The organism is Daejeonella sp. (assembly GCF_037719425.1).
In the GTDB taxonomy this organism is placed as follows: Bacteria; Bacteroidota; Bacteroidia; order Sphingobacteriales; family Sphingobacteriaceae; genus Daejeonella.
The window spans coordinates 4733-28213 of the sequence record NZ_JBBJNI010000030.1; the positions used below are offsets into that span (position 1 = coordinate 4733).

Annotated in this window: 24 protein-coding genes; 6 read left to right on the forward strand and 18 right to left on the reverse strand. The window is 41.8% G+C overall.

Features of this window, described 5'->3' with window-relative positions:
- From WKF69_RS06035 to WKF69_RS06065, 7 genes are all read right to left on the reverse strand, one after another.
- A partial coding sequence (locus tag WKF69_RS06035; RefSeq protein ID WP_340380387.1) for an FkbM family methyltransferase occupies window positions 1-511 on the reverse strand: 511 nt, incomplete at its 3' end.
- A gap of 10 nt (window positions 512-521) precedes the next feature.
- A complete protein-coding gene (locus tag WKF69_RS06040; RefSeq protein WP_340380389.1) occupies window positions 522-863 on the reverse strand; it encodes a HepT-like ribonuclease domain-containing protein in 342 nt (113 codons plus the stop codon).
- The gene (locus WKF69_RS06045) at window positions 860-1162 is read right to left on the reverse strand and encodes a nucleotidyltransferase domain-containing protein (RefSeq protein WP_340380390.1); all 303 of its coding nucleotides are present in this window, start codon (window positions 1160-1162) and stop codon (window positions 860-862) included. The genes WKF69_RS06040 and WKF69_RS06045 overlap by 4 nt, the downstream gene beginning before the upstream one ends.
- A 44-nt stretch (window positions 1163-1206) precedes the next feature.
- Window positions 1207-4221, reverse strand: coding sequence for a translation initiation factor IF-2 (gene infB / locus WKF69_RS06050; RefSeq protein WP_340380392.1), 3015 nt, complete (start codon window positions 4219-4221; stop codon window positions 1207-1209).
- A gap of 171 nt (window positions 4222-4392) precedes the next feature.
- Window positions 4393-5628: a transcription termination factor NusA gene (gene nusA / locus WKF69_RS06055; protein WP_340380394.1), complete on the reverse strand. Its 1236-nt coding sequence runs from the start codon at window positions 5626-5628 to the stop codon at window positions 4393-4395.
- Window positions 5629-5660: 32 nt separating this feature from the next.
- Entirely contained in the window at window positions 5661-6125 is a 465-nt protein-coding gene (gene rimP, locus WKF69_RS06060) for a ribosome assembly cofactor RimP (protein ID WP_340380396.1), read from the reverse strand.
- A gap of 368 nt (window positions 6126-6493) precedes the next feature.
- Complete coding sequence (locus tag WKF69_RS06065) at window positions 6494-6946, reverse strand: hypothetical protein (protein WP_340380398.1); 453 nt, start codon at window positions 6944-6946, stop codon at window positions 6494-6496.
- Between the two features lie 32 nt (window positions 6947-6978).
- Here WKF69_RS06065 and WKF69_RS06070 point away from each other — a divergent pair, with 32 nt between their 5' ends.
- A complete protein-coding gene (locus WKF69_RS06070) occupies window positions 6979-7323 on the forward strand; it encodes a phage holin family protein (RefSeq protein WP_340380399.1) in 345 nt (114 codons plus the stop codon).
- 98 nt (window positions 7324-7421) lie between these two features.
- Here the strand turns inward: WKF69_RS06070 and WKF69_RS06075 are convergent, their stop codons facing one another.
- The 6 genes from WKF69_RS06075 to panC form a co-directional block, all read right to left on the reverse strand.
- Complete coding sequence (locus WKF69_RS06075; RefSeq protein ID WP_340380401.1) at window positions 7422-9542, reverse strand: M1 family metallopeptidase; 2121 nt, start codon at window positions 9540-9542, stop codon at window positions 7422-7424.
- Window positions 9543-9545: 3 nt separating this feature from the next.
- A complete protein-coding gene (locus tag WKF69_RS06080; RefSeq protein ID WP_340380403.1) occupies window positions 9546-10790 on the reverse strand; it encodes a TlpA disulfide reductase family protein in 1245 nt (414 codons plus the stop codon).
- Window positions 10791-10894: 104 nt separating this feature from the next.
- Complete coding sequence (locus WKF69_RS06085; protein ID WP_340380404.1) at window positions 10895-12034, reverse strand: acyl-CoA dehydrogenase family protein; 1140 nt, start codon at window positions 12032-12034, stop codon at window positions 10895-10897.
- 85 nt (window positions 12035-12119) lie between these two features.
- Entirely contained in the window at window positions 12120-12614 is a 495-nt protein-coding gene (gene rfaE2 / locus WKF69_RS06090; protein ID WP_340380406.1) for a D-glycero-beta-D-manno-heptose 1-phosphate adenylyltransferase, read from the reverse strand.
- Window positions 12601-13602, reverse strand: coding sequence for a lysylphosphatidylglycerol synthase transmembrane domain-containing protein (locus WKF69_RS06095; RefSeq protein WP_340380408.1), 1002 nt, complete (start codon window positions 13600-13602; stop codon window positions 12601-12603). The genes rfaE2 and WKF69_RS06095 overlap by 14 nt, the downstream gene beginning before the upstream one ends.
- A 4-nt stretch (window positions 13603-13606) precedes the next feature.
- Window positions 13607-14452 carry a pantoate--beta-alanine ligase gene (panC, locus tag WKF69_RS06100; protein ID WP_340380410.1) on the reverse strand — a complete coding sequence of 282 codons (846 nt, stop codon included), beginning with the start codon at window positions 14450-14452 and terminating at the stop codon, window positions 13607-13609.
- A gap of 147 nt (window positions 14453-14599) precedes the next feature.
- On the opposite strand from panC, the gene WKF69_RS06105 reads away from it, so the two are divergent.
- The 3 genes from WKF69_RS06105 to glmS all read left to right on the forward strand — a co-directional run bounded on the left by WKF69_RS06105 (window position 14600) and on the right by glmS (window position 18803).
- Complete coding sequence (locus WKF69_RS06105) at window positions 14600-15424, forward strand: glycogen/starch synthase (RefSeq protein WP_340380412.1); 825 nt, start codon at window positions 14600-14602, stop codon at window positions 15422-15424.
- 88 nt (window positions 15425-15512) lie between these two features.
- Complete coding sequence (locus WKF69_RS06110; RefSeq protein ID WP_340380414.1) at window positions 15513-16898, forward strand: DUF4270 domain-containing protein; 1386 nt, start codon at window positions 15513-15515, stop codon at window positions 16896-16898.
- Between the two features lie 69 nt (window positions 16899-16967).
- Window positions 16968-18803 (forward strand): glutamine--fructose-6-phosphate transaminase (isomerizing), encoded by a 1836-nt coding sequence (glmS, locus tag WKF69_RS06115; RefSeq protein WP_340380416.1) that lies wholly within the window; start codon window positions 16968-16970, stop codon window positions 18801-18803.
- A gap of 37 nt (window positions 18804-18840) precedes the next feature.
- Here the strand turns inward: glmS and rluF are convergent, their stop codons facing one another.
- Window positions 18841-19611 (reverse strand): 23S rRNA pseudouridine(2604) synthase RluF, encoded by a 771-nt coding sequence (rluF, locus tag WKF69_RS06120; RefSeq protein ID WP_340380418.1) that lies wholly within the window; start codon window positions 19609-19611, stop codon window positions 18841-18843.
- Window positions 19612-19697: 86 nt separating this feature from the next.
- On the opposite strand from rluF, the gene WKF69_RS06125 reads away from it, so the two are divergent.
- Window positions 19698-20633 (forward strand): LysR substrate-binding domain-containing protein, encoded by a 936-nt coding sequence (locus WKF69_RS06125; RefSeq protein ID WP_340380420.1) that lies wholly within the window; start codon window positions 19698-19700, stop codon window positions 20631-20633.
- Here the strand turns inward: WKF69_RS06125 and WKF69_RS06130 are convergent, their stop codons facing one another.
- The 4 genes from WKF69_RS06130 to WKF69_RS06145 all read right to left on the reverse strand — a co-directional run bounded on the left by WKF69_RS06130 (window position 20634) and on the right by WKF69_RS06145 (window position 22539).
- Complete coding sequence (locus WKF69_RS06130; protein WP_340380422.1) at window positions 20634-20801, reverse strand: hypothetical protein; 168 nt, start codon at window positions 20799-20801, stop codon at window positions 20634-20636.
- A 165-nt stretch (window positions 20802-20966) separates the two neighbouring features.
- A complete protein-coding gene (locus tag WKF69_RS06135; protein WP_340380424.1) occupies window positions 20967-21575 on the reverse strand; it encodes a superoxide dismutase in 609 nt (202 codons plus the stop codon).
- Between the two features lie 76 nt (window positions 21576-21651).
- Entirely contained in the window at window positions 21652-22128 is a 477-nt protein-coding gene (locus WKF69_RS06140) for a nucleoside deaminase (RefSeq protein ID WP_340380426.1), read from the reverse strand.
- A gap of 75 nt (window positions 22129-22203) precedes the next feature.
- Window positions 22204-22539 (reverse strand): tRNA-binding protein, encoded by a 336-nt coding sequence (locus WKF69_RS06145; RefSeq protein WP_340380428.1) that lies wholly within the window; start codon window positions 22537-22539, stop codon window positions 22204-22206.
- A gap of 48 nt (window positions 22540-22587) precedes the next feature.
- Between WKF69_RS06145 and WKF69_RS06150 the strand changes: the two genes are divergently transcribed.
- On the forward strand, window positions 22588-23481 hold an 894-nt coding region (locus WKF69_RS06150), incomplete at its 3' end, for a class I SAM-dependent rRNA methyltransferase (protein WP_340380430.1).

The following is a 23481-nucleotide window of genomic DNA, read 5'->3' on the forward strand; positions in this document are numbered from 1 at the left end:
AATCTTTCAGCCGAACAGTTTTTACCAGACTGGGCTTTTGATCTGCATACGAATTTCCCACTCGCCCTCCCATCCCATTATCGGTAAAAAATGTTAAAGTATCTTCCTTATCCCAAACAGCGTTATTATAGAGAATCACATTATCCAGTTTAAAAGCCTTGACGTTTTCTTCAAGGATAGAAAAAATTGCTGGATCAGGCTCGAAGGCGAGGATTTGATGGTCAGGATAGTTTTGCGAAAAATACAGAACGCTCAGGCCCATATTTGCTCCGCAATCTATTATTGTGTTGCGATTCTTGTCAGGAATGAACTGGTATATGTTATTTTGAAATATCTCCAGATAAGTATCGTGAAAGCTTCTTCCGTCATTAAATTTAAAAGGCTTTCCAAAAATGTTTGTAGAATCCCGCGTAAACAGCGGCTGATTATTGATCCTGGAAAGCTCCCTTTTGGTCGAGGATAAACTCAAATTCCCAAAGTAGCTCTTAAACTTTCTTCCTATACCGAACATTGCAATAATCTTATTGCTGTACTAATAGGGTTTTCACCTCCACCTCTAGCAACGGAACATATTTCATGATGACATTCCAAATGACAATGTCGTTAACGTTATCATAAGCATGTATAACCTTATTCCTTAAATCGACAATTAGTCTTGAATGAGATATATTAATATTAGAATCCAACTTTAAAAGCCGGTTGATCGCTTCTCCGATAATTTCGAGTTCTCTTTCAACGGCCCGGCGCTTGGTTTTATTGGATCGGTATTCATCAAATATCCTGCGGCCTTCTAAGTGTTCATCAATTGAATGTATGGCCTGTAAAATATCTGTAAGTAATTTCTTCTGCTCGACCGATGTCATAAAATTATCAACATCTGCTTCCTGATCTTTTCTATAAGATAGGGATTAGTAAGAGTTTCTTCAGCAACCAGATCAACTTCCTTTTTTAGCAGTGTCTGTAACGCGTAGAGGAGTTCAAAATAATTATTGCCATAAGTTTCATACCCCATGTCTTCAGGAAAGCGGATGACAAAATCGACGTCGCTGTCTGCATGCATATTTCCTAGCGCGGCACTTCCAAAGGCATAAGCTTTTTGAACGCCATATTGAAGCATCAGTTTCTTTATCTGGGGCAAATGTGCGTGTATGATGTTTTCCATTGCTACCGTTCTAAAAAATACGCGCCGCCACGCAGAGAATGAAATTACAATTTCCTCTTAACCTCCACCTGTTCGTACGATTCCACAATATCCCCAACCTCAATATTATTGAAATTATAAATATTCAAACCACACTCGTAGCCTGTAGCAACCTCTTTAACATCGTCTTTGAAACGTTTCAATGAAGCCAATTCGCCGGTATAGACAACTACACCATCTCGAACGATCCGGATCTTACTGTTACGGGTTATCTTACCATCAAGCACCATACAACCAGCGATTGTACCGACTTTAGTGATTTTAAACACCTCACGAATCTCGACATTCGAAGTAATTTTCTCTTCAAATTCCGGATCAAGCATGCCTTCCATGGCTGCTTTAACCTCATTTATCGCATCGTAGATAATAGAGTATAAACGAATATCGATCTGTTCAGCTTCAGCCAGCTTACGCGCACTTTGTGAAGGACGTACCTGGAAACCTATGATGATCGCATCGGAAGCCGAAGCTAACAATACATCAGACTCCGAGATCTGACCAACTGATTTATGAATAATATTAACCTGGATCTGCTCTGTAGAAAGTTTCAGCAATGAATCGGATAGCGCTTCGATCGATCCATCCACGTCACCTTTAACAATAACGTTAAGTTCCTTAAAGTTACCTATTGCTAGACGACGGCCAATCTCATCAAGAGTGATGTGTTTCTGAGTACGTAATCCCTGCTCACGCTGTAATTGCAGTCTCTTGTTCGCAACCTGACGAGCTTCAACTTCGCTTTCCATCACATTAAACTTGTCACCTGATGTTGGCGCTCCCTGCATACCCAATACCTGTACAGGTGTTGACGGACCTGCATGGTCTACTTTCACTCCCCGTTCATTGTGCAAGGCTTTTACTCTTCCAGAATATCCGCCGGCAAGAATTGCATCTCCAACTCTCAAAGTACCCGCTTGTATCAGAACTGTTGTTACGATACCACGGCCCTTATCAAGAGCAGCTTCAATTACTGTACCTAATGCACGTTTCCCAGGATTAGCTGTAAGCTCTAATAAATCAGCTTCAAGCAAAACCTTTTCTAACAAAAGGTCAATCCCAATTCCTGTTTTACCTGAGATCTCCTGGCTTTGGTATTTACCTCCCCAGTCCTCAACTAAAATATTCATAGCAGACAGCTGCTCGCGTATCTTATCAGAATTTGCCCCTGGCTTATCCACCTTACTAAAGGCGAACACAATAGGAACATTAGCTGCCTGGGCGTGATTAATAGCCTCACGTGTTTGAGGCATCACACTATCATCAGCCGCAATTACGATAATTGCAATATCGGTTACTTTGGCACCACGGGCACGCATGGCCGTAAAGGCTTCGTGACCCGGTGTATCCAAAAATGTGATCTTGCGCTCGTCTTCAAGAGTTACTTCGTAAGCACCAATGTGCTGCGTGATTCCTCCTGCCTCACCGGCAATAACGTTAGTTTTACGGACAAAGTCAAGGAGTGATGTTTTACCATGATCGACGTGTCCCATTACGGTAACGATAGGTGCTCTTGGAACTAATGAGCCTTCCTCATCAACCTCTTCAAGCATACCGCTTTCTTCATCTTCCGGCTTAACAAACTCTACCTCGTACCCAAACTCATCAGCAACAATAGTAAGTGTTTCTGCATCTAATCTTTGGTTAATGGATACGAACATTCCAAGGCTCATACATGTGGAGATGATCTGTGTAACTGGAACGTCAAGCATTAACGCTAATTCATTTGCCGTAACAAATTCCGTAACCTTAATGGTTTTGGATTGCATTTCCAGCTCCATTGCTGCTTCCTCAGCAGTTTGGGCTACATCATCACGCTTCTGACGGCGGAGTTTAGCACGCTGAGCAAATTTACCTGATTTACCGGCACCGCTCAAGCGAGCAAGTGTAGCTTTAATCTGGTCTTGTATTTCTTTATCTGTTGGTTCAGCTTTAGGACCAGTGTCCGTACGTGGCTTATTCCTGAAATCAGGACGTGCACCAGCACCGGCTGTACCCTGGCCTGGCCTTGTGTTTCTAAAATCGGGACGGTTACCCTGATATCCTCCGCCTGCTCCAGGAGCTGGTGGACGACTACCTGGCTGTTGCTGTCCTGGCGTTGCAGCCTGACCCGGCTGACCAGGAGCATTGTCCTTACGTTTACGTTTGCGTTTGTGATCAGCACCAGCTGCACTTGATGATGAAGCTACCGGCTGGCCGCGGCGTGCAGGGGTAACTGGCAGTTCAATTCTTCCAATAACGTTTGGACCAGTTAAACGCTCCGCTTTCGCCCTGATAACTGTTGCATCGGAATTGGCTTCCTGCGTATTCGGTCTATTTTCTACTTTATCTTCTGATTTGGCTTCTGAAGGCGCCTGTGTTGTTGCTTCAGCAACAGGCTGTGGTTTTGCCACGTCTGCAGCTGGGTTTACCACTTCAGCAGGCTTTTCAGCAGCTTTAATTGGTTCAGCGGCTGGCTCTGATTTAGGTGCTTCAACCTTAACAGGTTCGGCGGCTTTAGGGGCAGCAGGAGCTTCCGGCTGGACTGCAGCTGCGGGCTTTTCTACTTCTGCAGGTTTTTTATCAGGGCGCGTTTTTGAATTAAGATCATCCAAATTAATCTTTCCAACAATCTTGACACCTGGCAATGCACCATCATCTGCTTTCGGTTGTTCAGCAGCAGGCTTTGCCGGAGCAGGCTTCGGCTTTTCAACTACTGTCGGAGAATAAGAACTTGCATTCTTTATAAGGATCTCTTCCTGTTCAAAATCCTTCGAACGTGCAGGTGGTTCAACTTTTTCGGGAGTAAATGGCAGATCATCGCGACGGATCTTACCGATCACTATTTGTTTGGCTTCTTCCTTAACGATCTTATCACCCTGGTACTCCTTCAAAAGAACGTCATACATCTCATCGGTGAGTTTAGTATTTGGACGAGCTTCAACCTTGTAGCCCTTTTTTCCTAAAAACTCAACCGCTGTAGACAAACCGATATTCAGCTCCTTCGCAGTTTTAAGTAAATTTGTGCTTTTACCTTCTGACATTTATTAATTAACCTCGCTTATTTTTGTACAAAAGTACGTTTTTTGTTCCAGTATCAAGAATCAAGTATCAGGAATCAAGATGATTCCGGGTTACTATTTGACCTCTTTCATTTTATAATATTCAACGTAAAACGTATCAAGTATAACGTCTGTTTCCCGTCAGGCAGGTTTTTACTCAAACTCTGATCTCAGAATTTCCATAACATCCTTAACTGTGTTATCTTCAAGATCAGTACGTTTTACTAGTTCATCAACTGTTAAAGCTAAAACTGACTTTGCAGTATCCAGACCAACGCGTTTGAATTCGTCAATGATCCATCCTTCAATTTCATCTGAGAATTCTTCGATATCCACATCCTCATCATCTTCATGTGCCTCACGGTAAACATCGATCTCGTATCCGGTCAGTTTTCCCGCCAGTTTAATATTGTGTCCGCCGCGGCCAATTGCCAGGGAAACCTGATCAGGCTTTAAGTAAACTGCTGCCCTTTTCTCTTCATCATCAAGTTTAATACTGGTGATCTTCGCGGGACTTAATGCACGCTGTATATACAAAGAAATATTGTTCGTGTAGTTTATAACGTCAATGTTTTCATTCTTCAATTCACGCACAATACCGTGAATCCTTGAACCTTTCATACCTACACATGCTCCAACCGGGTCGATCCTGTCATCGTATGATTCTACAGCAACTTTAGCACGCTCTCCTGGCTCACGAACAATCTTTTTGATGGTGATCAAACCGTCGAAGATCTCAGGAACTTCCATCTCAAACAAACGTTGTAAGAACTCAGGCGCTGTACGCGAAATGATAATTTTAGGATTACCGTTAAGCATCTCAACCTTATCTATTATAGCACGTACTGAATCTCCCTTTTTGAAATAATCGGCAGGAATTTGCTCTGTCTTTGGCAGCAAAAGCTCATTCCCTTCATCATCCAGTACAAGCGTTTCCTTTTTCCAAACCTGGTAAACCTCTCCGGTTACAATTTCGCCTACGCGATCTTTATATTTCTTAAAGATCTCATCTTTCTCAAGCTCAAGGATCTTCGAAACCAGGGTCTGGCGTGCAGCAAGTATCGCTCTGCGGCCGAAGCTTTCAAGCGTGATCTGCTCAATATAATCGTCTCCGACTTCCAGGTCAGGATCTATTGCAGTAGCTTCTGCAAGCTCAATCTCCAGATCGTCATCTTCAGAAAATCCATCTTCCATAACAGTACGCGTACGCCAGATCTCCAAATCCCCGTTATCGGGATTCACAATTACGTCACAATTTTCATCGTTGCCATATCTCTTGCGCAACATGCTGCGGAAAACCTCCTCCAACACACTAATAACCGTAGGTCGGTCAATATTCTTGAAGTCCTTAAACTCCTGGAATGAATCGATTAAATTAATATTGCTCATTTTTTATCGAATTTGTTCCGCTGTGCGGAACGTTATTTAAAACTCACTAAAACCTTTGTTTCTGTTATGTCCGTAAAGGGTATAATATTCTGAACCGTAGTTGCCTTTTTCCCCTTTTCCTTAATGTTTTCCTCTATAGTGATTCCGTCTTTGTCAACAGCAATCAGCTTGCCTTCCCTTGTATTTCCGTCGGCTAGTTTAACACCCAACGAACGGTTTATATTTTTCTGATACTGCCTATGCGATTTTAAGGGTACATCCAGCCCGGGTGATGACACTTCCAAATTATAAGCCTGCTCAATCGTATTCTCCTCTTCAAGATGGAAACCTACATGACGGCTCACAGCTACACAATCCGTAATCGCTACGCCATTATCCCCATCTATAAGAATAGACAACTGGCCGCCGCCGTTCATCTGTACATCTACTAAAAACAGGTCCGGGCGATCAGCAATCTTTTCTTCAACTAATTCGATAACCCTCTTTTCTATACTCATATCAAATCTTTTGATCCCTGTTAAAAAACAAACGGGTAAAAAAAGAGCCCCGATAATGTCGGGGCTCTTCTCAGATCGGATGCAAATATAATAAAACAATTTAAGATTACAAATCAATAGTCACTGCTACCTAATATGAAAAGCTCATGTTTAAGAACTCGCTAAACAATTACAAGAACAGTTTCATTTGCGTTCATTAACCGTTTGCCAATCAAGGAGCGAAGTCACAACGCGGCTCTGATGATTGTGCAGAGCAGGATTGCGGAAATCAAGTGCATCAGTCCTAAAGATTTTGGCTTAGCAAGTCCGGCGATCGTTGCATGATTTTAAGGTAAAGAAATTACAGAATGCTCTGGCTTGAGTCCAGACTACTTTATGTTGAACTTATACTCCAGAAAACCATCCGTTGGCGAAAGATCGCGGGTGGCGATTAAGTCTTCCGGCTCCTGTAGCAGTTCGCGGGTATAACATCTGGAGAAATACGAAGTGCCTTTTTTAAATCCACCAGAAGGGACAAACGACACAAACCTATCTTTTATAGTATATGAACCGCCTAATGCTGCCTGAAAATCTCTCATTTCCTTGTCGGATGGCTCTTCATAGACCGCAAAGAAATCCTGCCATTGTTCAGTTTTTAAAGAATCTGTGAGAAATTCTTTAATCGCGTATGAAGGGATCTGCTGAAGTTCTACACCCGAACTATCTGCCGATAGTGCTATTCTAACGCCTGTATCAGCTGTTATTTCCTTTTCAGAAGGACCGCATCCGTTGAATGTTAGGAAAATAATTGAGGTAATATAAAACAGATGGTTCAACTTCATGGTTACATGATTTTAAACCTAAGCTAATAATTATGAGACTTATCATTGAAATTTTATTAATGGGATTAGCAGTTGCATTAGCGGCTTACCTTCTCCCGGGAGTCAATGTCGACGGCTTTTGGAGCGCGATCATAGCGGGCGTGCTTATTGCTCTTGCAAACGCGACTATCGGTACCATACTCCGTATCCTGACATTCCCAATCAATTTTCTGACACTCGGATTAATGTCTTTTGTAATTACTGTCCTGATGGTACTTCTGGTTGATAATCTGATGGACAGCTTTAATACAACAGGATTTATCTCGGCTTTACTTTTTGCCGTCCTTTTGTCGTTATTGAAAATGGTGTTTTCAGCGGTTAGCCCGGACAAAGCATAGTAATCAGTATTCAGTGATCAGTAATCGGTGTAATGAGTAATCAGTAATCAGTGTGTACGGCGTTTAGTAACTGATTACCGAACACTGATTACTGAATACTATTTCCCAATAATCTCCTCCGTTGCCTTCACAACACTCGGGGCTTTATCCTTCTTTGTGATGTCGTAAATATCCTGGTTGTTTTGTGAGCCATAGAACTTACCAAGGACGGTAACGGCAGCCGCACGTACAAGAGAGAATTCATCCTTTAGAGCGATGGAGCGAATCGTTTCATAAACCGGCTTCTGTTCTTCGGAGGTAAGTTTATCGAAAACAGATAAAGCAGCTACTCTGATGAACCAGTTTTTATCCTTGAAGCCTTCGATGAGAGTAGCCCTTGCCAATGGATCATTTTTCATTTGAAGCATCATCGATACAGCTTCAAAACGATCCATGAATAATGGCGCGTTGTGATATTGGAAGACATATTGATTGAGGGTCTTATTCTCCGTTTTCTCCCCAAGAATATATTTTTCGGCATCTGTGTTCACAAGATCCGGCATAAGTGCTGATGAAAATATAAAGGTCTGATCCTTTTTGTCGAGTACTATCTCTTTACGCGCTACCTTTCCCCCGGCATAAATATCCACCGCCATCGGAATCCGGTAAAGCGGGAATTTAGTGAGATCCTGCTTCTGGTTGATTATAAGAGCTACTTCTTTTTTCTCCGGATTATAATTGCTCTGAATATTCAGGGACGGATGCCCGGAGGCCAGGAACCATTGGTTAAAGAACCAGTTGAGATCCATTCCGCTAATTTCTTCAAAAGCCAAACGCAAATCGTGGATCTCGGTATTCTTATAGGCATGCCGTGTCAGATAAAGATTAAGGGCCTTAAAAAATGCATCATCTCCAACTGTCTTCCGCAACATATGCAAAATCCGCCCTCCCTTTTGATAAGTGACTTCATCAAACATTTGCTCTCTGTCAGAATAATCAAAACGTATAACATCAGGGTTTTTTTTGCGATCACCGCCCAGGTAAGCTGAAAGATCCTCAAAGCCTTTCAGGTCGGCCGTTTCCCTTCCATATTTATGCTCTTCCCATAAATATTCTCCATACGTTGCAAACGATTCATTTAATGGGAGGTTAGACCATGACTCGGCAGTAACCAGATCACCAAACCAATGATGGAAAAGTTCATGAGAAATAATATCCTCATGGTTCTCGTCAAGGTATTGGCCAGCAGACATATTCATTCGATCAAAGAACACAGTCGCAGTTGTATTTTCCATTGCACCGCTGATAAAATCACGTACAACAATCTGCGAGTATTTATCCCAGGGATAATCGACACCAAGCTTTTTCGAGAAGAACTCGATCATCTCGGGGGTTTTCCCAAAAACCAGTTTAGCAGTCGATGCATAGGCAGGCTCAGTATAATAACTTACTTCCTTATCTCTCCATTTATCCTTTGTGATGACAAAATTTCCAACAGCAATCATGGTCAAATAAGTCGAATGCGGCTGTTCCTGGCGCCAGCTATCGGTACGTGTCCCGTTTCCGTTAAGGGTACTATATTCCAGTGAGCCATTAGACAAGCTCACATATTCATTAGGCACAGTAATATTAATTTCCTGCGTCATCTTTTCCTGAGGGCCATTTATTGTTGGGAACCAATTGGAATTACATTCCGTTTCACCCTGTGACCAGATCTGCCGCGGCTTATCTTTGTCTTTGCCATCCTTGTTAATGAAATAGAGCCCTCTGTCACCGGCTGAAGCTATGTCTTCACCGATCTTTAACTTATTGGGCATTGCCACATAATCGATGACGATGGTGTAACCCTGGTCTCTGGTATAGCTCTTATCCAGTTTGATGTTTAATTTCTTGCCATTATACGTGTACCGCAAAGGCTGACGGTCGTCGTTTTTTACTAACGAAATATTATTTATGCGAAAGCCATTTGCGTCAAGTGTAATCTCGTCTGATGCGTAAAAATATGGCTTGGCATGTATTGTCGCTTTCCCATAAACGTATGCGCTGTCCCAACTGAAGCTAAGGTCAAGCTTCGTGTTGATTATATCAGTTAACCGACTATAACTGCCGCGATAGGTATTTACGCCCGCAGCATTTTCGCTCACTGTTATCGGCTCAAGATTCACCATCTTGGGGGTTGAGCATGACATCAGAAAAAATGCCGCCAGTAGATGGCAGCATAAAAGATATATTGTTTTCATAGATTAATTTTCCGCAAGCAGTTCGTCTATAGTTAGTTCAAACTCCTGCACAAATTTTGTATAGTATTCACCTGTACCGGGACCGCTAAAGCCGGTATGTATTTTTCGCACTTTACCCTTTTTATCGATGATCATCAGGGTTGGAAATGCTTCAAAGTTGTTAAGCATTGGCAAGCTTGCCGCGACCTCCGCCTTATCCTTTGTGAACCCTGTTATAAGCATCTCATATGGCACATTGAACCGATCGCGCAAGCGTTCTACATTCTTTTTTGATCGCTCAAAATCTTTTGTTCGTTCATAAGCGAGGCCTATTATCTCAAGACCCTTGTCTTTGTATTTGTTATAAAAAGGAACCAGGTATGCTGTTTCGTCCATGCAGTTCGGGCACCACGATCCAAGAAATTGCACAAGGACTACTTTGTTCTTGTACTTCTCATCTGATATAGAAACCTTTTTTCCGTCTAAAGCTGGAAAGGTGAAATCTACTTTATCGAACCCTTTTTTCAAAGCAGTTAATGAATACGCATCGGGAAGAATAGCCTTGTCATCTTTCCTTGCGTTCCAGTTGTCCATGCCGGAAAGGCCATAATAGAATTTACCATCTGCAATGGTACTATCGTTTAAGAGATTGCCGGTAAATAAATAAGCATTGCTCCCGTCAAAACAAGATAGATATAACTTGTTGTCGGAAACCGTGCCTTCCAGAAAACGATAGTCACCAGTGCTAGTTAAAAATGTCCCTAACAATCTTCCGTTTCCCTTTCTGAATTCACCTATTGCGATAGTCGTATCTGCAGCATCAAGGCTGGTAAATGTAGTTGACCACCTGCCCGCTACGTTCGCTTCCAGGCTTGAGTCTGCCTTAAAGAAACGCCAGTCATCGCCAGCTCTTGCATCAAAAGCCATAACTGCATCGCTATCCGCCAGATGTTTGATCCATTGGCCTGATAGAACATTGCCTTTGTTCTTTGCCTTGATCTCTGAATCGAAGAGGGGCATCTTAATAAAAACAGAATCGGATGTAAAGGAGATTTCATCTATCCTGAACCTTTCTTCGCCGTTTATAATATTGATGTGCTTAGCTCCGGCAGAATCGATAACCTCGAAATTAAAAGGGATCTCGGCAGCGGAATTGGTTTTTAGCGTTGCCCGCCAAATTCCACTCTTCATCTCCTGATCTGACGACTTACACGAAGAAAGAGCGAGAAGTATTATAAATATAGATGCGATGTTTACGGTAAATTTCATCTGTATATAATTTTTTTTTAAAGGTGATGAAGCTATCATGATTTCAAATATTCATGCCCCTGCGGGCTTTGGCAAAATCATGATGGTTTCATCTTCTAAGTTAACTATTTCAATATTTCACGTGCAATAATAATCCGTTGAATCTCCGAAGTCCCCTCATAAATCTGGGTGATCTTTGCATCACGCATTAAACGTTCTACGTGATATTCCTTTACAAATCCATAGCCGCCATGAACCTGAACTGCTTCAACCGTAACTTTCATGGCAACCTGCGATGCAAACAACTTAGCCATAGAGCTAGCCTGAGCATAAGGCAATCCCTGATCTTTGAGCCAGGCTGCTTTTAGACATAACATCCGGGCAGCTTCAATTTCTGTAGCCATATCCGCCAGCTTGAACTGAATCGCCTGATGTCCCGAGATCGTCTTGCCAAAGGCCTTTCTTTCTTGTGAATAATTTAGAGCCAGTTCATAAGCCCCAGCCGCTATTCCCAAAGCTTGTGATGCAATGCCAATCCTTCCGCCTTCAAGGGTCTTCATAGCAAATTTGAATCCAAAGCCTTCCTCCCCAATGCGGTTTTCCTTAGGCACTTTAACGTCCGAGAACATTAAGGAATGGGTATCTGATCCGCGTATTCCAAGCTTGTTTTCCTTCGGTCCAATCGTAAAGCCCTCCATTCCTCTTTCAATTATAAGGGCATTAATACCCTGGTGCCGTTTGGCTGAATTTGTTTGAGCGATTACGAGGTAAGTAGAAGCGGAGCTACCATTGGTGATCCAGTTCTTAGTGCCATTTAATAAATAATGGTCACCCATATCAATAGCACTTGTCCGCTGAGATGTTGCGTCAGAACCTGCTTCAGGTTCAGACAGACAAAAAGCGCCAATCTTCTCGCCGGCAGCCAGAGGTTTCAGATATTTTTCCTTTTGGTCCTCTGAACCAAACTTTTCAAGTCCAAAACACACAAGAGAATTATTAACAGACACAACTACTGATGCAGACGCGTCTATCTTGGAAAGCTCCTCCATGGCGAGCACATAAGAAACAGTATCGAGGCCTGAGCCATTATATTTTGGATCGACCATCATGCCCAGAAATCCCAGTTCGCCAAGCTTTTTAACCTGCTCAGCGGGAAACTTCTGGTGTTCGTCGCGTTCAATCACGCCGGGTTTAAGTTCGGTATTTGCGAAATCTCTTGCCGCATCCCGGATCATTAACTGCTCCTCTGAAAATTCGAAATACATAGATAATCGGTTAAGTCAACAAAAATAATCTTTAGCAGCTATATTCTACCGTAAATACAAATTAAGAATACCATTGATGCTTAAGCTATTTAAGTGATCTGATTTTCTGTTCGATTAGAGTAGTAGAATAACCCGGAAGATATTCCAGGGTTTGAACGCTGCCTCCGTTTTGAATAACAATATCAGACCCTACTATCTGATCGATTGTGTAGTCAGCCCCCTTAACAAGGACGTCCGGATTAACGAGCCTGATTAATTCGATCGGTGTTTCTTCATCAAACAAGATCACCGCATCTACGAAAGACATAGAGGCTAGCATGAACGATCTCGATTTCTCATCAGTAAGAGGCCTGTTGGGCCCTTTGATGTCGCTTGTAGATTTATCAGAATTCAAGCCTATGATCAACTTGTCGCCCAGATCTGCGGCCTTAGCTAAATAGTCAATATGACCCAGGTGTACGAGGTCGAAACAACCATTGGTGAAAACTATTTTCTTGTCCAAAAGCCGCCATACATTCAGGCGTGATTTAAGCTCTTCCTGATTGAATATTTTTTCCTGTATGTTCTTAAGCTTTGCCATTTTGCGAAGGTTTAGATGATTTCAGCATCAGCAAAATTACGCTAATTGCCCCTGCAAAAAGGACTAAAAGTGTTTGCGATGAATGGATGAGAAGTGCATAGGCAAGGCCTTCACTTTTAGGAATATCATACACAACGAGGCCTTCAGATACCATATAGTGGAAGGCACCAATACCGCCCTGGACTGGCACGATCATCCCGAGGCTGCTGAATACCAGAACGGAGAGCGAAGCAAGGCCGCCAAGCCCCGAGGTTGAATCAAGCGCGAAGAAGCAAAAGTAAGTCGACAAGCCATATAAGAACCAAATAAAGATTGAGCTTAAGACAAACCCGCCTTTGTTTTCAAGATCCTTCACCGATAAGATACCGCTTTTTACGTCTAAGAAGAACTTATAAATCCGGTTCCGGATTCCCAATTTTTTCTTCTTCAACAGCAGGTAAAGGAAGCCGATTGCGAGAATAAGAATGAGAGTTGCAAATATCAAAATCGTGAGGTTTCCGGCACTACCATTCAGCTTAATTAGTACGTTTTTGTAAAGAAAATCTGATAATAAGTCAAACTGAAGCATAATGCCCAATGCTAATACAATTGCCAGCATTAGCAGGTCAACGATCCGCTCGACGATAACGGTGCCTATAAGCTTAACGATGGGGATGTTGTCCGTTTTATTTATCACTCCGCATCTGGAGACTTCTCCCATTCGTGGAAATGCAACGTTCGCCATGTAACCAATCATTACGGCATAAAATGCATTTAATAACGATGGCGTTCCATGACCTAATGATGTGATCATAGCTCTCCATCTAATAACCCTTATAATATGCGCAATAAAACAGGCTACCAGAGAAGCGAAAACCCACTTGTAGTCCGCTTTTTTAAGATCTGCTATGAGCTGGTATACATCCTGACCTTTAAAAGCAAGGACCAGTAATGTGATACCGATGACAAACAACAGAAGATATTTAATTGCCGGTATAAATTGCTTCAATAGCTTAGGTATTATTTAAAATTATGTTGTCTATAATACGGATGTTGCCCACGCGCGCTGCGACCAGGGCAATGATCTTGTCAGCATGCTTTGTCGAAGCAGGCTCGAACGTATCCCCGTTATATACTTCAAAGTATTCTACTTCAATTCCCGCGGCGTTCGACAAGTATTCGATAGCATTCTGTTTAAGTTGCGGAATAGTCAGATTATCAAAATTTACTTTCGCTGTCGATAAGGCTTTGAACAAAGAAAGAGCATGCTGACGATCTTCCGCAGACAAATAGACATTCCTCGAGCTCATTGCCAACCCGTCGTTTTCACGAACGATAGGGCACATGATCAATTCCACATTGACCCCAAGCTTCTTCACCATGTATGAGATCACTACAAATTGCTGGAAATCCTTTTGACCGAAAAAGGCATAATCAGGACTCACTATATCAAAGAGTTTCTTCACAATTTGAGTAACTCCCTGATAATGTCCGGGGCGGATTTCCCCTTCGAGGGTGTTATCAAGATTGTCAAGCTCTATGTGCCATTTGTCCGTGCTGTTGTACATTTCGTCCACCTCAGGGAGAAATAGCATATCGCATTTTGCTTCTTGTAGCTTCTGAATGTCTTCCTCGATCGGCCTCGGATAATTCGCCAGGTCGTTTTTATCATTAAACTGAGTTGGATTTACAAAAATACTACACACTACAACATCCGCCTTTTCCCTTGCCGCATCTATCAGCGACAAATGTCCCTGGTGTAAGGCTCCCATCGTGGGTACAAAACCAACCACCCGGCCCTCGGGCTTTAATTGTTCTAAATACTTACGAACCTCTGCCCGAGTTCTGAAAATTTCCAAAATGTCTCTCTCTTAATTGAGCCCAAAAATGGTTAAATACTTAAATACCACCAAAACAACTTGCGTAAATCGTTGATAATTTATAACATATTGCTTACCTTTGCTGTTCGAAAACTTTTCTTAACCCTTAATTTAATCAAATTGGAGATGGCAAAAACGAAGATTCTTTTTATTACGCATGAGATGTCGCCTTTCCTTGAACTTACCAAAATTTCCGAGATCACCCGCCAACTTCCGCAAGCTATGCAGGACAAGGGATTTGAAATCCGGATATTGATGCCCCGTTTTGGTAATATTAATGAGCGCCGTAACAGGCTGCATGAAGTAATTCGTCTGTCGGGAATGAATATTATTATTAATGATAATGATAACCCTTTGATTATAAAGGTTGCTTCTATTCCTTCGGCACGCATGCAAGTTTACTTCCTTGATAACGAAGAGTATTTCCAGAGAAAATATGTTTTTGCTGATGGCGGCAACAAGTTTTACGAGGATAATGATGAGCGTACTATATTTTTCTGTAAAGGCGCTTTAGAAACTGTTAAAAAACTAGGCTGGTCTCCTGATGTGGTTCATTGCCATGGATGGATGAGCGCTCTTGTTCCGGCATATTTGAAAACTATCTATAAAGATGATCCTACTTTTAAGAATTCTAAAGTAGTTTATTCAGTTTATGATGACGATTTTACCAGCAATCTGAATCCGGCTTTTGCAACTAAAGCAATTATGAGCGGAATGAATGCTGAAAATACTGATATTTATACGGCTGCTACGAATACTGCGTTGAATCTTGGAGCTATTTCTTATTCTGATGCGGTGGTTTATGGCAGCGAAACTGTCTGTGATGAAGTTTTAAACTTTGTTAAAAAAGGCAATAAACCGACTCTGGAATTCAATCTGACCTCAGATTTCGAAAATTATTACAACCTTTACGAAGAAATAGCTAACGAAGAGCTTGTCTCTTTAGCTTAAGGGTGTATCGCCAATGAAACCTCAGCTATCGTTATAAAGACGATCGTTAATTTTGGTTCATGAGGCTTTTAAGACAAACGTAATACAGATGAAATTATACAAACTGGACTTATTAACGCTGTTGATAAGTCTTTTTATTTTCAGTGCTTGTCAGAATACTGACTCAATTGGTTTAGATGTTGATCCATCCACAGGAATTAGCGGAAATTTTATAGATACTGCAACAATTAGGTCATCCACGGTCCGGGAAGACTCAATCCTAACTAATACGCTAACCCAGTATCCGCTGGGATATTTCAATGACCCTCTGCTTGGGAAAACGGCAGCTAATATCGCCTTATCCCTGACACTGGCTAACAATAACACAACTTTTGGAACGGCACCTATTTTGGATTCCGCCGTCCTTGTATTGCATTATGGCGATGAATTCTACGGAGATAGCACGTCGAAATTCCAGATAGAAGTACGCCAGCTTGCCGAACAATTAAATAAAACTAAGAGCTACTTTAACAATAACACGGGATTCAATGTAAACTCTGCAGTTATTGGCAGTAAGCTCGTTACCATACGAAGAAAGGATAGCGTTAAAGTTAATCAGATCATTAAAGGCAAGGCCGATGTGATTAAAACCAAAGCGCCGCAAATAAGAATCCCTATAAGCGCTTCTTTTATAAACAACAATTTCATAAATGCTGCACCTGCGAACTTCAGTACGCAAGCTCTATTTATTAAATTCATCAAAGGACTGCATTTAAAGGTTAACGAAGCTCAGAGCTCGGGACCGGGAGGTATAGCTTTTCTAAATCTTAGGGATTCAAGCAGGCTCGATGTTTATTACAAAAACACGAGCGGTACAACTATTGATACCACACTTTTATCATTCCCTATTTTAAATGGCAGCGAACCTGTGGCAGCGCAATTTACACACGACTACACTGGTACCAATGTTCAAACCCAATTAAATAATCCAACTACTCAATATGATTTCACCTATGTACAAGGCCTGGCAGGACTCCGTACGAAGCTCAGATTTCCCCATCTTGAGAAATTGAAGCAATTGGGAAACATTACCATAAATAAAGCCGAGCTTATTGTAACGGTAGTAGGAGGTACTGATAATTATAAACCCGCCCCCCGTTTATTGCTATATACTACTGACATTGCAAGTCAGCGCCAGTTTGTTCCTGATTTTGGCCCCAATCCCGCCGTTGGACTTGCCGATATTAATTTTGGTGGTTTTTACGATGACAAGAATAAGCGTTATAAATTTGTGGTTACAACATTTCTGCAGGATATCCTCTCTGGAAAATCTAAGCAGTATGACACATTTTTGGCTCCCGTTAACGTGTCCTATAGCCAACAATCCGGCCCGGTTGCATCAGGTACAACTGCTTCCAGAGCAGTTCTTGGGAGTGGTAAACCTGGCATGACATACAAAATGAAGCTCAATATTTTCTACAGTAAAATAAATTAGCTTTCAAAAACAAGAATCCTTCTTTTGTTGTTCGTTTTTCAGTAGTTTCGGCGTTTAACCCCAAAAATAATGTGTGGAATTGTTGGATACATCGGCTTTCGTGAGGCTTGGCCTATCGTCATAAAAGGATTACACAGACTTGAGTATCGCGGATACGATAGTGCTGGCGTAGCTTTAATAGATGATACTCTTAATATCTATAAAAAAGCGGGTAAAGTAAGTGACCTGGAAGATTCAGTAAAAGGAAAAGATCTGAATGGTAAGATTGGTATGGGGCATACCCGTTGGGCCACCCACGGTGAGCCATCCGACAGAAACTCGCATCCGCATACTTCCGGGGACGAACGCCTCGCAATTATCCACAACGGAATTATTGAGAATTATGCAACCTTAAAGGAAACTCTTATTTCGCGTGGCCACGTTTTCAACAGTGATACTGACACTGAAGTACTGATCCATTTAATTGAAGATATCCAGAATCAAACCAGCCTCGATCTTAGAGAAGCGGTTAGAATCGCTCTAAATGAAGTGATCGGAGCATACGCTATTGTGATAATGGATAGAAATGATCCTGAAGAGCTTATAGCGGCACGTAAGGGAAGTCCGTTGGTATTAGGTGTTGGTAAGAAAGAATATTTTATAGCATCAGATGCTTCCCCTATCATTGAGTACACCAAAGATGTTATTTATCTGAAAGATAACGAGATCGCGTATATACGTCGGGATGATCTTCTGATAAAAACCATCGACAACAAAGTACGAATTCCCTATGTTCAGGAGCTTGAATTAAAGCTCGAGGCGCTGGAAAAAGGCGGCTTCGATCATTTTATGCTCAAAGAAATATACGAGCAGCCACGATCTATTAAAGATTGTATGCGCGGCCGGATATACCCTTCCCGCGGCGAGGTTCAATTGGGAGGCATTAAAGAGTATGCTGACAAACTTAAAAATGTTGATCGGATTATTATTGTTGCATGTGGCACCTCCTGGCATGCCGGGCTTGTTGGCGAATACCTTATCGAAGAATGTGCCCGTATACCGGTTGAAGTAGAATACGCCTCAGAATTCCGTTACCGCAACCCGATAATTTCAGAAAAAGATATCGTTATCGCAGTTTCCCAATCTGGCGAAACAGCAGACACTATGGCTGCAATTGAGCTGGCAAAAGAAAAGGGAGCCACTATCTTTGGTATCTGCAACGTAGTAGGTGCTTCCATTCCAAGGTTAACCAATGCAGGTGTTTACACTCACGCAGGACCTGAGATTGGCGTGGCTTCAACTAAAGCATTTACAGCCCAGGTAACAGTCCTAACATTAATGGCCCTTTATATGGCTCAGCAAAGGGGAACGATTTCAAAGGGCAAGCTGGTTGATTTATTAACCGAACTAAACAATATACCTTCACTTGTTGAGAGATGCCTTCAATCAAATGATAGCATCAGAGTTATATCTGAGCAATTTAAAGATGCCCGAAATTTTCTCTTCCTTGGTAGAGGAAGTGGTTTTCCCGTAGCCCTTGAGGGTGCTTTAAAGCTTAAAGAAATCTCGTATATTCATGCTGAAGGATATCCTGCTGCGGAAATGAAGCACGGACCAATAGCCTTGATTGACGAAGAAATGCCGGTTGTATTTATCGCCACAAAGAATTCTTCATATGAAAAGGTAATCAGCAACATTCAGGAAGTTAAAGCCAGAAAAGGAAAGGTTATAGCAATTGTTACCGAAGGTGACACAACAGTAAAAAACATGGCTGACTACACCATTGAGATTCCGGATGCTGATGAAATCTTTTTGCCACTGCTAGCTACTATTCCACTGCAATTATTGTCTTACCACATTGCTGTGCTGCGCGGCTGTAATGTTGATCAGCCAAGAAATCTTGCAAAGTCGGTTACCGTAGAATAAGATACAAGGTCTGAAGTCTGACATCAGACTTCGGACCTCAATCCTCGAAATGTGTTTTGGAAGATGAAGCGATAAGCTTATTAATTTCTTGCATTTCCATCTCACTCAGATACCGCCATTTTCCTACCGGCAAATCGAGATCTATATTCATAATTCGCACGCGTTTCAATTTTACCACTTTGTAATCGAGGTAGTCGCACATGCGTCGGATCTGTCGGTTCAGGCCTTGTGTAAGGACTATCTTGAACCGGTTCCTGTCAAGTTGGTCTACTTGACACTTCCTGGTAATTGTGTCAAGCACCGGAACACCATTCCGCATTTTCTTTAAAAACTCGCCCGTTATGGGCTTATTTACAGCTACAATATATTCCTTCTCGTGATTATTCCGCGCGCGCAGGATCTTGTTTACAATATCACCATCACTTGTAAGAAGAATTAGTCCCTCGCTTGGCTTATCCAGCCGTCCTATAGGAAAGATCCGTTTAGGGTATTTTATGTAATCGATAATATTGTTCTTCTCAACCTTTGTGTCGGTAGTACATACTATTCCAACCGGCTTATTAAAAGCGATATAAACAGGCTTTTCGTCTGGAACTGACACCAGCTTACCATCAACTTTGACAAGGTCGCCAGTCACTATTTTTGTTCCCATCTCAGGTACCACTCCATTAATGGTAACCCGGTTCTGGAGAATCAAATTATCAGCCGCCCTTCTGGAACAATACCCGATTTCACTTAAATACTTGTTTATCCTGGTAGATTTTTCTTCCCCCATTTTCTCAGCGAACAATTTCAATTGCTCTTCCAAAGGTATGAGGATTTACTAAAACTATGCAGATTTAAGAAATAGCTGAAACCAATATTATATATCTTTGCATAGATAATATCTATGAAATGACAATCGTTCAACTTGAGTACATCGTAGCACTAGATACTTACCGAAGCTTCGGGCTAGCTGCTGAGAAGTGTTTCGTTACCCAGCCAACCCTAAGTATGCAAATTCAAAAGTTAGAGGAAGCGTTGGGAGTAATTCTTTTTGACCGAAGTAAGCAGCCAGTGATTCCAACCGACATAGGTGTCGAAATTTTAGAACAGGCACGGATAGTTCTGAAAGAAAGCTACAAAGTAAAAGAGCTTATCAGCAACAGGAAGGGTGGTTTTGAAGGCGAGTTAAAAATTGGCATAATCCCAACTATGGCGCCCTACCTGATGCCGAAAGTAATTTCAGCATTTATGGATAAATATCCCGGAGTACAGCTGATAGTTTGGGAATACACCACCGAACAGATTATCCATGAACTGAAGAATGGACTGCTTGATTGCGGTATACTTTCCACTCCAGTGAAAGACAAAAGCTTGAATGAAAATCCCCTTTTCTACGAATCCTTTGTCGCGTATATATCAAAGTCGAGCCCACTTATTTCAAAGAAAAATCTCGATCCAAAAGATATTGATCTTGACGATCTCTGGCTACTGAACGAAGGGCACTGTATGCGAAACCAGATATTAAATATTTGTAACCGGGAACGATCAGAAGTAGTAAAGCCCTTTGAGTATAACACAGACAGCGTAGAAACACTAAAGAGAATGGTCGATATGGATAGGGGAATTACCTTGCTTCCTGAGCTTTCAATGTCTGATTTTTCTGTAAAGCAATTGGATCGCGTCCGCTATTTTAAGTCGCCTGAGCCCACGCGTGAAATCAGCATCGTAACACACCGGAATTTTCTTAAGAAAAAACTAATATCCGTTCTCGAACAAGAAATTCTCTTGGCAATACCCAAACGTATGCAGAGCAAAAAGAAAAAGGAGATCCTGGATATCTACTGATCAGCTTCTTCCTCTAAACTTGGATAGCAGCCAAAGAACCAGGGCAACGATTATTACTACAATAAAAATTCCGGTATAAGCTCCGGCTTGAAAGATATCCCCAACGAGTTCACAGCTGCTTAGCAATGTGATCGCCAAAAGAGCAACAACTGAATACAATTTTTTCATTTCTTTATTTGTTAGTTTTAAATGGTAATGAAGCTATCATGATTTTTTGACATCATGCCCTGCGGGTTTCGGCAAAATCATGATGGTTTCATGGTCGTTAAATTAAAAAATTGATGTACTTCTTAAATACATCACTTTTTTAATAAAGTTTGACAATGCTGATTTTTATTTGGATTTAGCGTATCTATCAGCCACGGCATTCCAATCAACAACGTTCCAGAACGCAGCTATATAATCGGGACGCTTATTCTGATATTTAAGGTAGTAAGCATGCTCCCAAACATCCATTCCAAGTATCGGTGTGCCTTTTACTTCGGCCACATCCATTAATGGATTATCCTGATTCGGCGTTGAGCTAACCTGTACTTTTCCATCACCAGCAACACTTAGCCATGCCCAACCTGATCCGAATCTTGTTGTACCAGCTTCAGCGAATTTTTTCTTGAACTCGTCGAATGATCCAAATGCTTCGTCAATCGCTTTCGCAAGATCCCCGGAAGGGGCTCCAGCAGCATTTGGCGCCATAACTGACCAATACAAGCTATGATTGAAGTGACCACCCCCGTTGTTTCTAACCGGCGCAGAGTATTTTGATACATTTTTTTGGATGTCTTCGATGCTTTGATTCTCGCCATCTGTACCAGCTAAAGCCTTATTCAAATTATCTACATAAGCCTGATGGTGTTTACCATGGTGGATTTCCATCGTGGTTTTATCGATATGTGGTTCTAAGGCGTCAGTCGCATACGACAACGCAGGTAGTTCAAATGCCATGTGATTTAATTTTAAGTTTAACAATATTAATTAAACAAATATAAGTCTGGAATGTTGGAAATTATTCAGTTAGATGTCACGATTTATTGCGTTTAACAATAAAAAAATCTTTCATAAGCTGTGAGGCATTTTCTGCCATGATACCGCTAACCACCTCCGTTCGGGGATGGACTATCCGTTGACTGATCTGCGAAAATCCTCTTTTTACATCATGTGCTGCAAATACAATTTTGCTGATCTGAGTCCAATAGGACGCCCCCGCACACATAACACAGGGTTCAATGGTGACATATAAGGTACAGTCCTTTAAGTATTTCCCCCCTGTGTAATTCGCGGCAGCGGTAAAAGCCTGCATTTCAGCATGGGCCGTAACATCATTAAGCTGTTCAGTAAGATTATGACCGCGGCCTATTATCCGGCCATTGTGAACAATCACTGCACCAATTGGCACTTCATTCAGTTCGAGCGCTTTTTGGGCTTCTTTAAGAGCTTCGCGCATAAAAAATTCATCTGGTGCGATGGCAGGCTCGTCAGTGAATTTGATGTATTTCATGCACCAAAGCTAGCCTTGTTTTTTTTAGGAAGCAAACCAGTGCCGAGACCTGGATGAATTTAGAGCAAATTTTCTTTAGATCAACGCTGACCCATTAGGCACAGCACGCTCAACTGCTGCCAGAACGATATCTCCATTTTCATCAGCAAAACCGGTCACTAAAAACTGGGATTTAAAATTGGCGATTTGCTTTTCGGGAAAATTAACTACCCCTATTATCTGGCGGCCTTTCAATTCTTCTTTAGTATAATGTTTGGTGATCTGAGCGCTGCTCCATTTTAGGCCTAGCTTTCCAAAATCAACTTTTATCTTGTAAGCAGGTTTGTTGGCTTTAGGAAAGTCGAGCACTTCGATCACGGTTCCAATTCGTAAAGCCACTTTTTCAAAATCTGCCCATTGTATTTCTTCCATTGCATAAAGGTAGGGATGAAATAGGAAACTGTTTGGTAAATTGCACCCATGTATTCAGTCAGGTTAAAAAAAGGCAAAGAAAAAGCTGTTAGACAATTACACCCCTGGGTTTTTTCAGGAGCGATAGATCAGATTAAAGGTTCTCCGGAGAACGGTGAAGTAATCATGGTAACCGATAGCAACAATGATTTCCTTGCTTACGGGTTTTTTAATGATAAATCCCGGGTTGCCGTCCGGCTTCTTGAGTGGAATCTTGAAACTCAGATCAATGAAGACTGGTGGCGAAAAAAGGTCGCAAAAGCGATAAAAAACCGCGAACATCTTTATACTGAAGACACGAATACCTATCGCCTCATATTTAGCGAAGCTGATTTTATTCCGGGACTTATTGTTGATCGTTATGCCGATTTTCTTTCCGTACAGATTCTGACGAGTGGTATCGAGCGAATAAAGCATACTATTATCGATGAGCTTCAAAAGCTTTTAGAGCCCAAAGGAATATTTGACAGAAGCGATGCATCAGCAAGGGCTCATGAAGGGATGGAAGCATCGTCCGGGGGAATTCTTTCCGGCCTTCAGCCACCTGAATTTGTCAGTGTGAAAGAGAATGGGATATTTTATCATGTAAATATTGCGGAGGGCCAAAAGTCTGGCTTCTACTGCGATCAAAGGGACAATCGCAAAATGGTTGCTGATCATTCGAAAGGCAAAAAAATACTTGATTGTTTCTCATATTCCGGGGGGTTCAGTTTGAACGCCTTCAGAGCCGGAGCATCAGAGGTGGTAAGCGTTGACAGCTCTGCATTGGCTATAGAAACCCTAAAAAGGAACATTGAGATCAACAGTTTTAATAAGATCCCTCACCGGCTAATTCAATCTGATGTAAACAAGCAATTACGGGCTTTCAGGGAACAAAATGAAAAGTTTGATCTCATAATACTT

Excerpts from the sequence above, each read along its gene's own strand:
- WKF69_RS06140 (WP_340380426.1), bottom strand. The coding sequence starts at position 22,128 with ATGAAATACATCAAATTCACTGACGAGCCTGCCATCGCACCAGATGAA.
- WKF69_RS06130 (WP_340380422.1), bottom strand. The coding sequence starts at position 20,801 with ATGAAAAAATTGTATTCAGTTGTTGCTCTTTTGGCGATCACATTGCTA.
- WKF69_RS06110 (WP_340380414.1), top strand. The coding sequence starts at position 15,513 with ATGAAATTATACAAACTGGACTTATTAACGCTGTTGATAAGTCTTTTT.
- WKF69_RS06125 (WP_340380420.1), top strand. The coding sequence starts at position 19,698 with ATGACAATCGTTCAACTTGAGTACATCGTAGCACTAGATACTTACCGA.
- WKF69_RS06070 (WP_340380399.1), top strand. The coding sequence starts at position 6,979 with ATGAGACTTATCATTGAAATTTTATTAATGGGATTAGCAGTTGCATTA.
- WKF69_RS06045 (WP_340380390.1), bottom strand. The coding sequence starts at position 1,162 with ATGGAAAACATCATACACGCACATTTGCCCCAGATAAAGAAACTGATG.
- WKF69_RS06065 (WP_340380398.1), bottom strand. The coding sequence starts at position 6,946 with ATGAAGTTGAACCATCTGTTTTATATTACCTCAATTATTTTCCTAACA.
- WKF69_RS06075 (WP_340380401.1), bottom strand. The coding sequence starts at position 9,542 with ATGAAAACAATATATCTTTTATGCTGCCATCTACTGGCGGCATTTTTT.
- WKF69_RS06040 (WP_340380389.1), bottom strand. The coding sequence starts at position 863 with ATGACATCGGTCGAGCAGAAGAAATTACTTACAGATATTTTACAGGCC.
- WKF69_RS06080 (WP_340380403.1), bottom strand. The coding sequence starts at position 10,790 with ATGAAATTTACCGTAAACATCGCATCTATATTTATAATACTTCTCGCT.
- glmS (WP_340380416.1), top strand. The coding sequence starts at position 16,968 with ATGTGTGGAATTGTTGGATACATCGGCTTTCGTGAGGCTTGGCCTATC.
- rimP (WP_340380396.1), bottom strand. The coding sequence starts at position 6,125 with ATGAGTATAGAAAAGAGGGTTATCGAATTAGTTGAAGAAAAGATTGCT.
- infB (WP_340380392.1), bottom strand. The coding sequence starts at position 4,221 with ATGTCAGAAGGTAAAAGCACAAATTTACTTAAAACTGCGAAGGAGCTG.
- nusA (WP_340380394.1), bottom strand. The coding sequence starts at position 5,628 with ATGAGCAATATTAATTTAATCGATTCATTCCAGGAGTTTAAGGACTTC.
- WKF69_RS06105 (WP_340380412.1), top strand. The coding sequence starts at position 14,600 with ATGGCAAAAACGAAGATTCTTTTTATTACGCATGAGATGTCGCCTTTC.
- WKF69_RS06135 (WP_340380424.1), bottom strand. The coding sequence starts at position 21,575 with ATGGCATTTGAACTACCTGCGTTGTCGTATGCGACTGACGCCTTAGAA.
- WKF69_RS06145 (WP_340380428.1), bottom strand. The coding sequence starts at position 22,539 with ATGGAAGAAATACAATGGGCAGATTTTGAAAAAGTGGCTTTACGAATT.
- WKF69_RS06085 (WP_340380404.1), bottom strand. The coding sequence starts at position 12,034 with ATGTATTTCGAATTTTCAGAGGAGCAGTTAATGATCCGGGATGCGGCA.
- rfaE2 (WP_340380406.1), bottom strand. The coding sequence starts at position 12,614 with ATGGCAAAGCTTAAGAACATACAGGAAAAAATATTCAATCAGGAAGAG.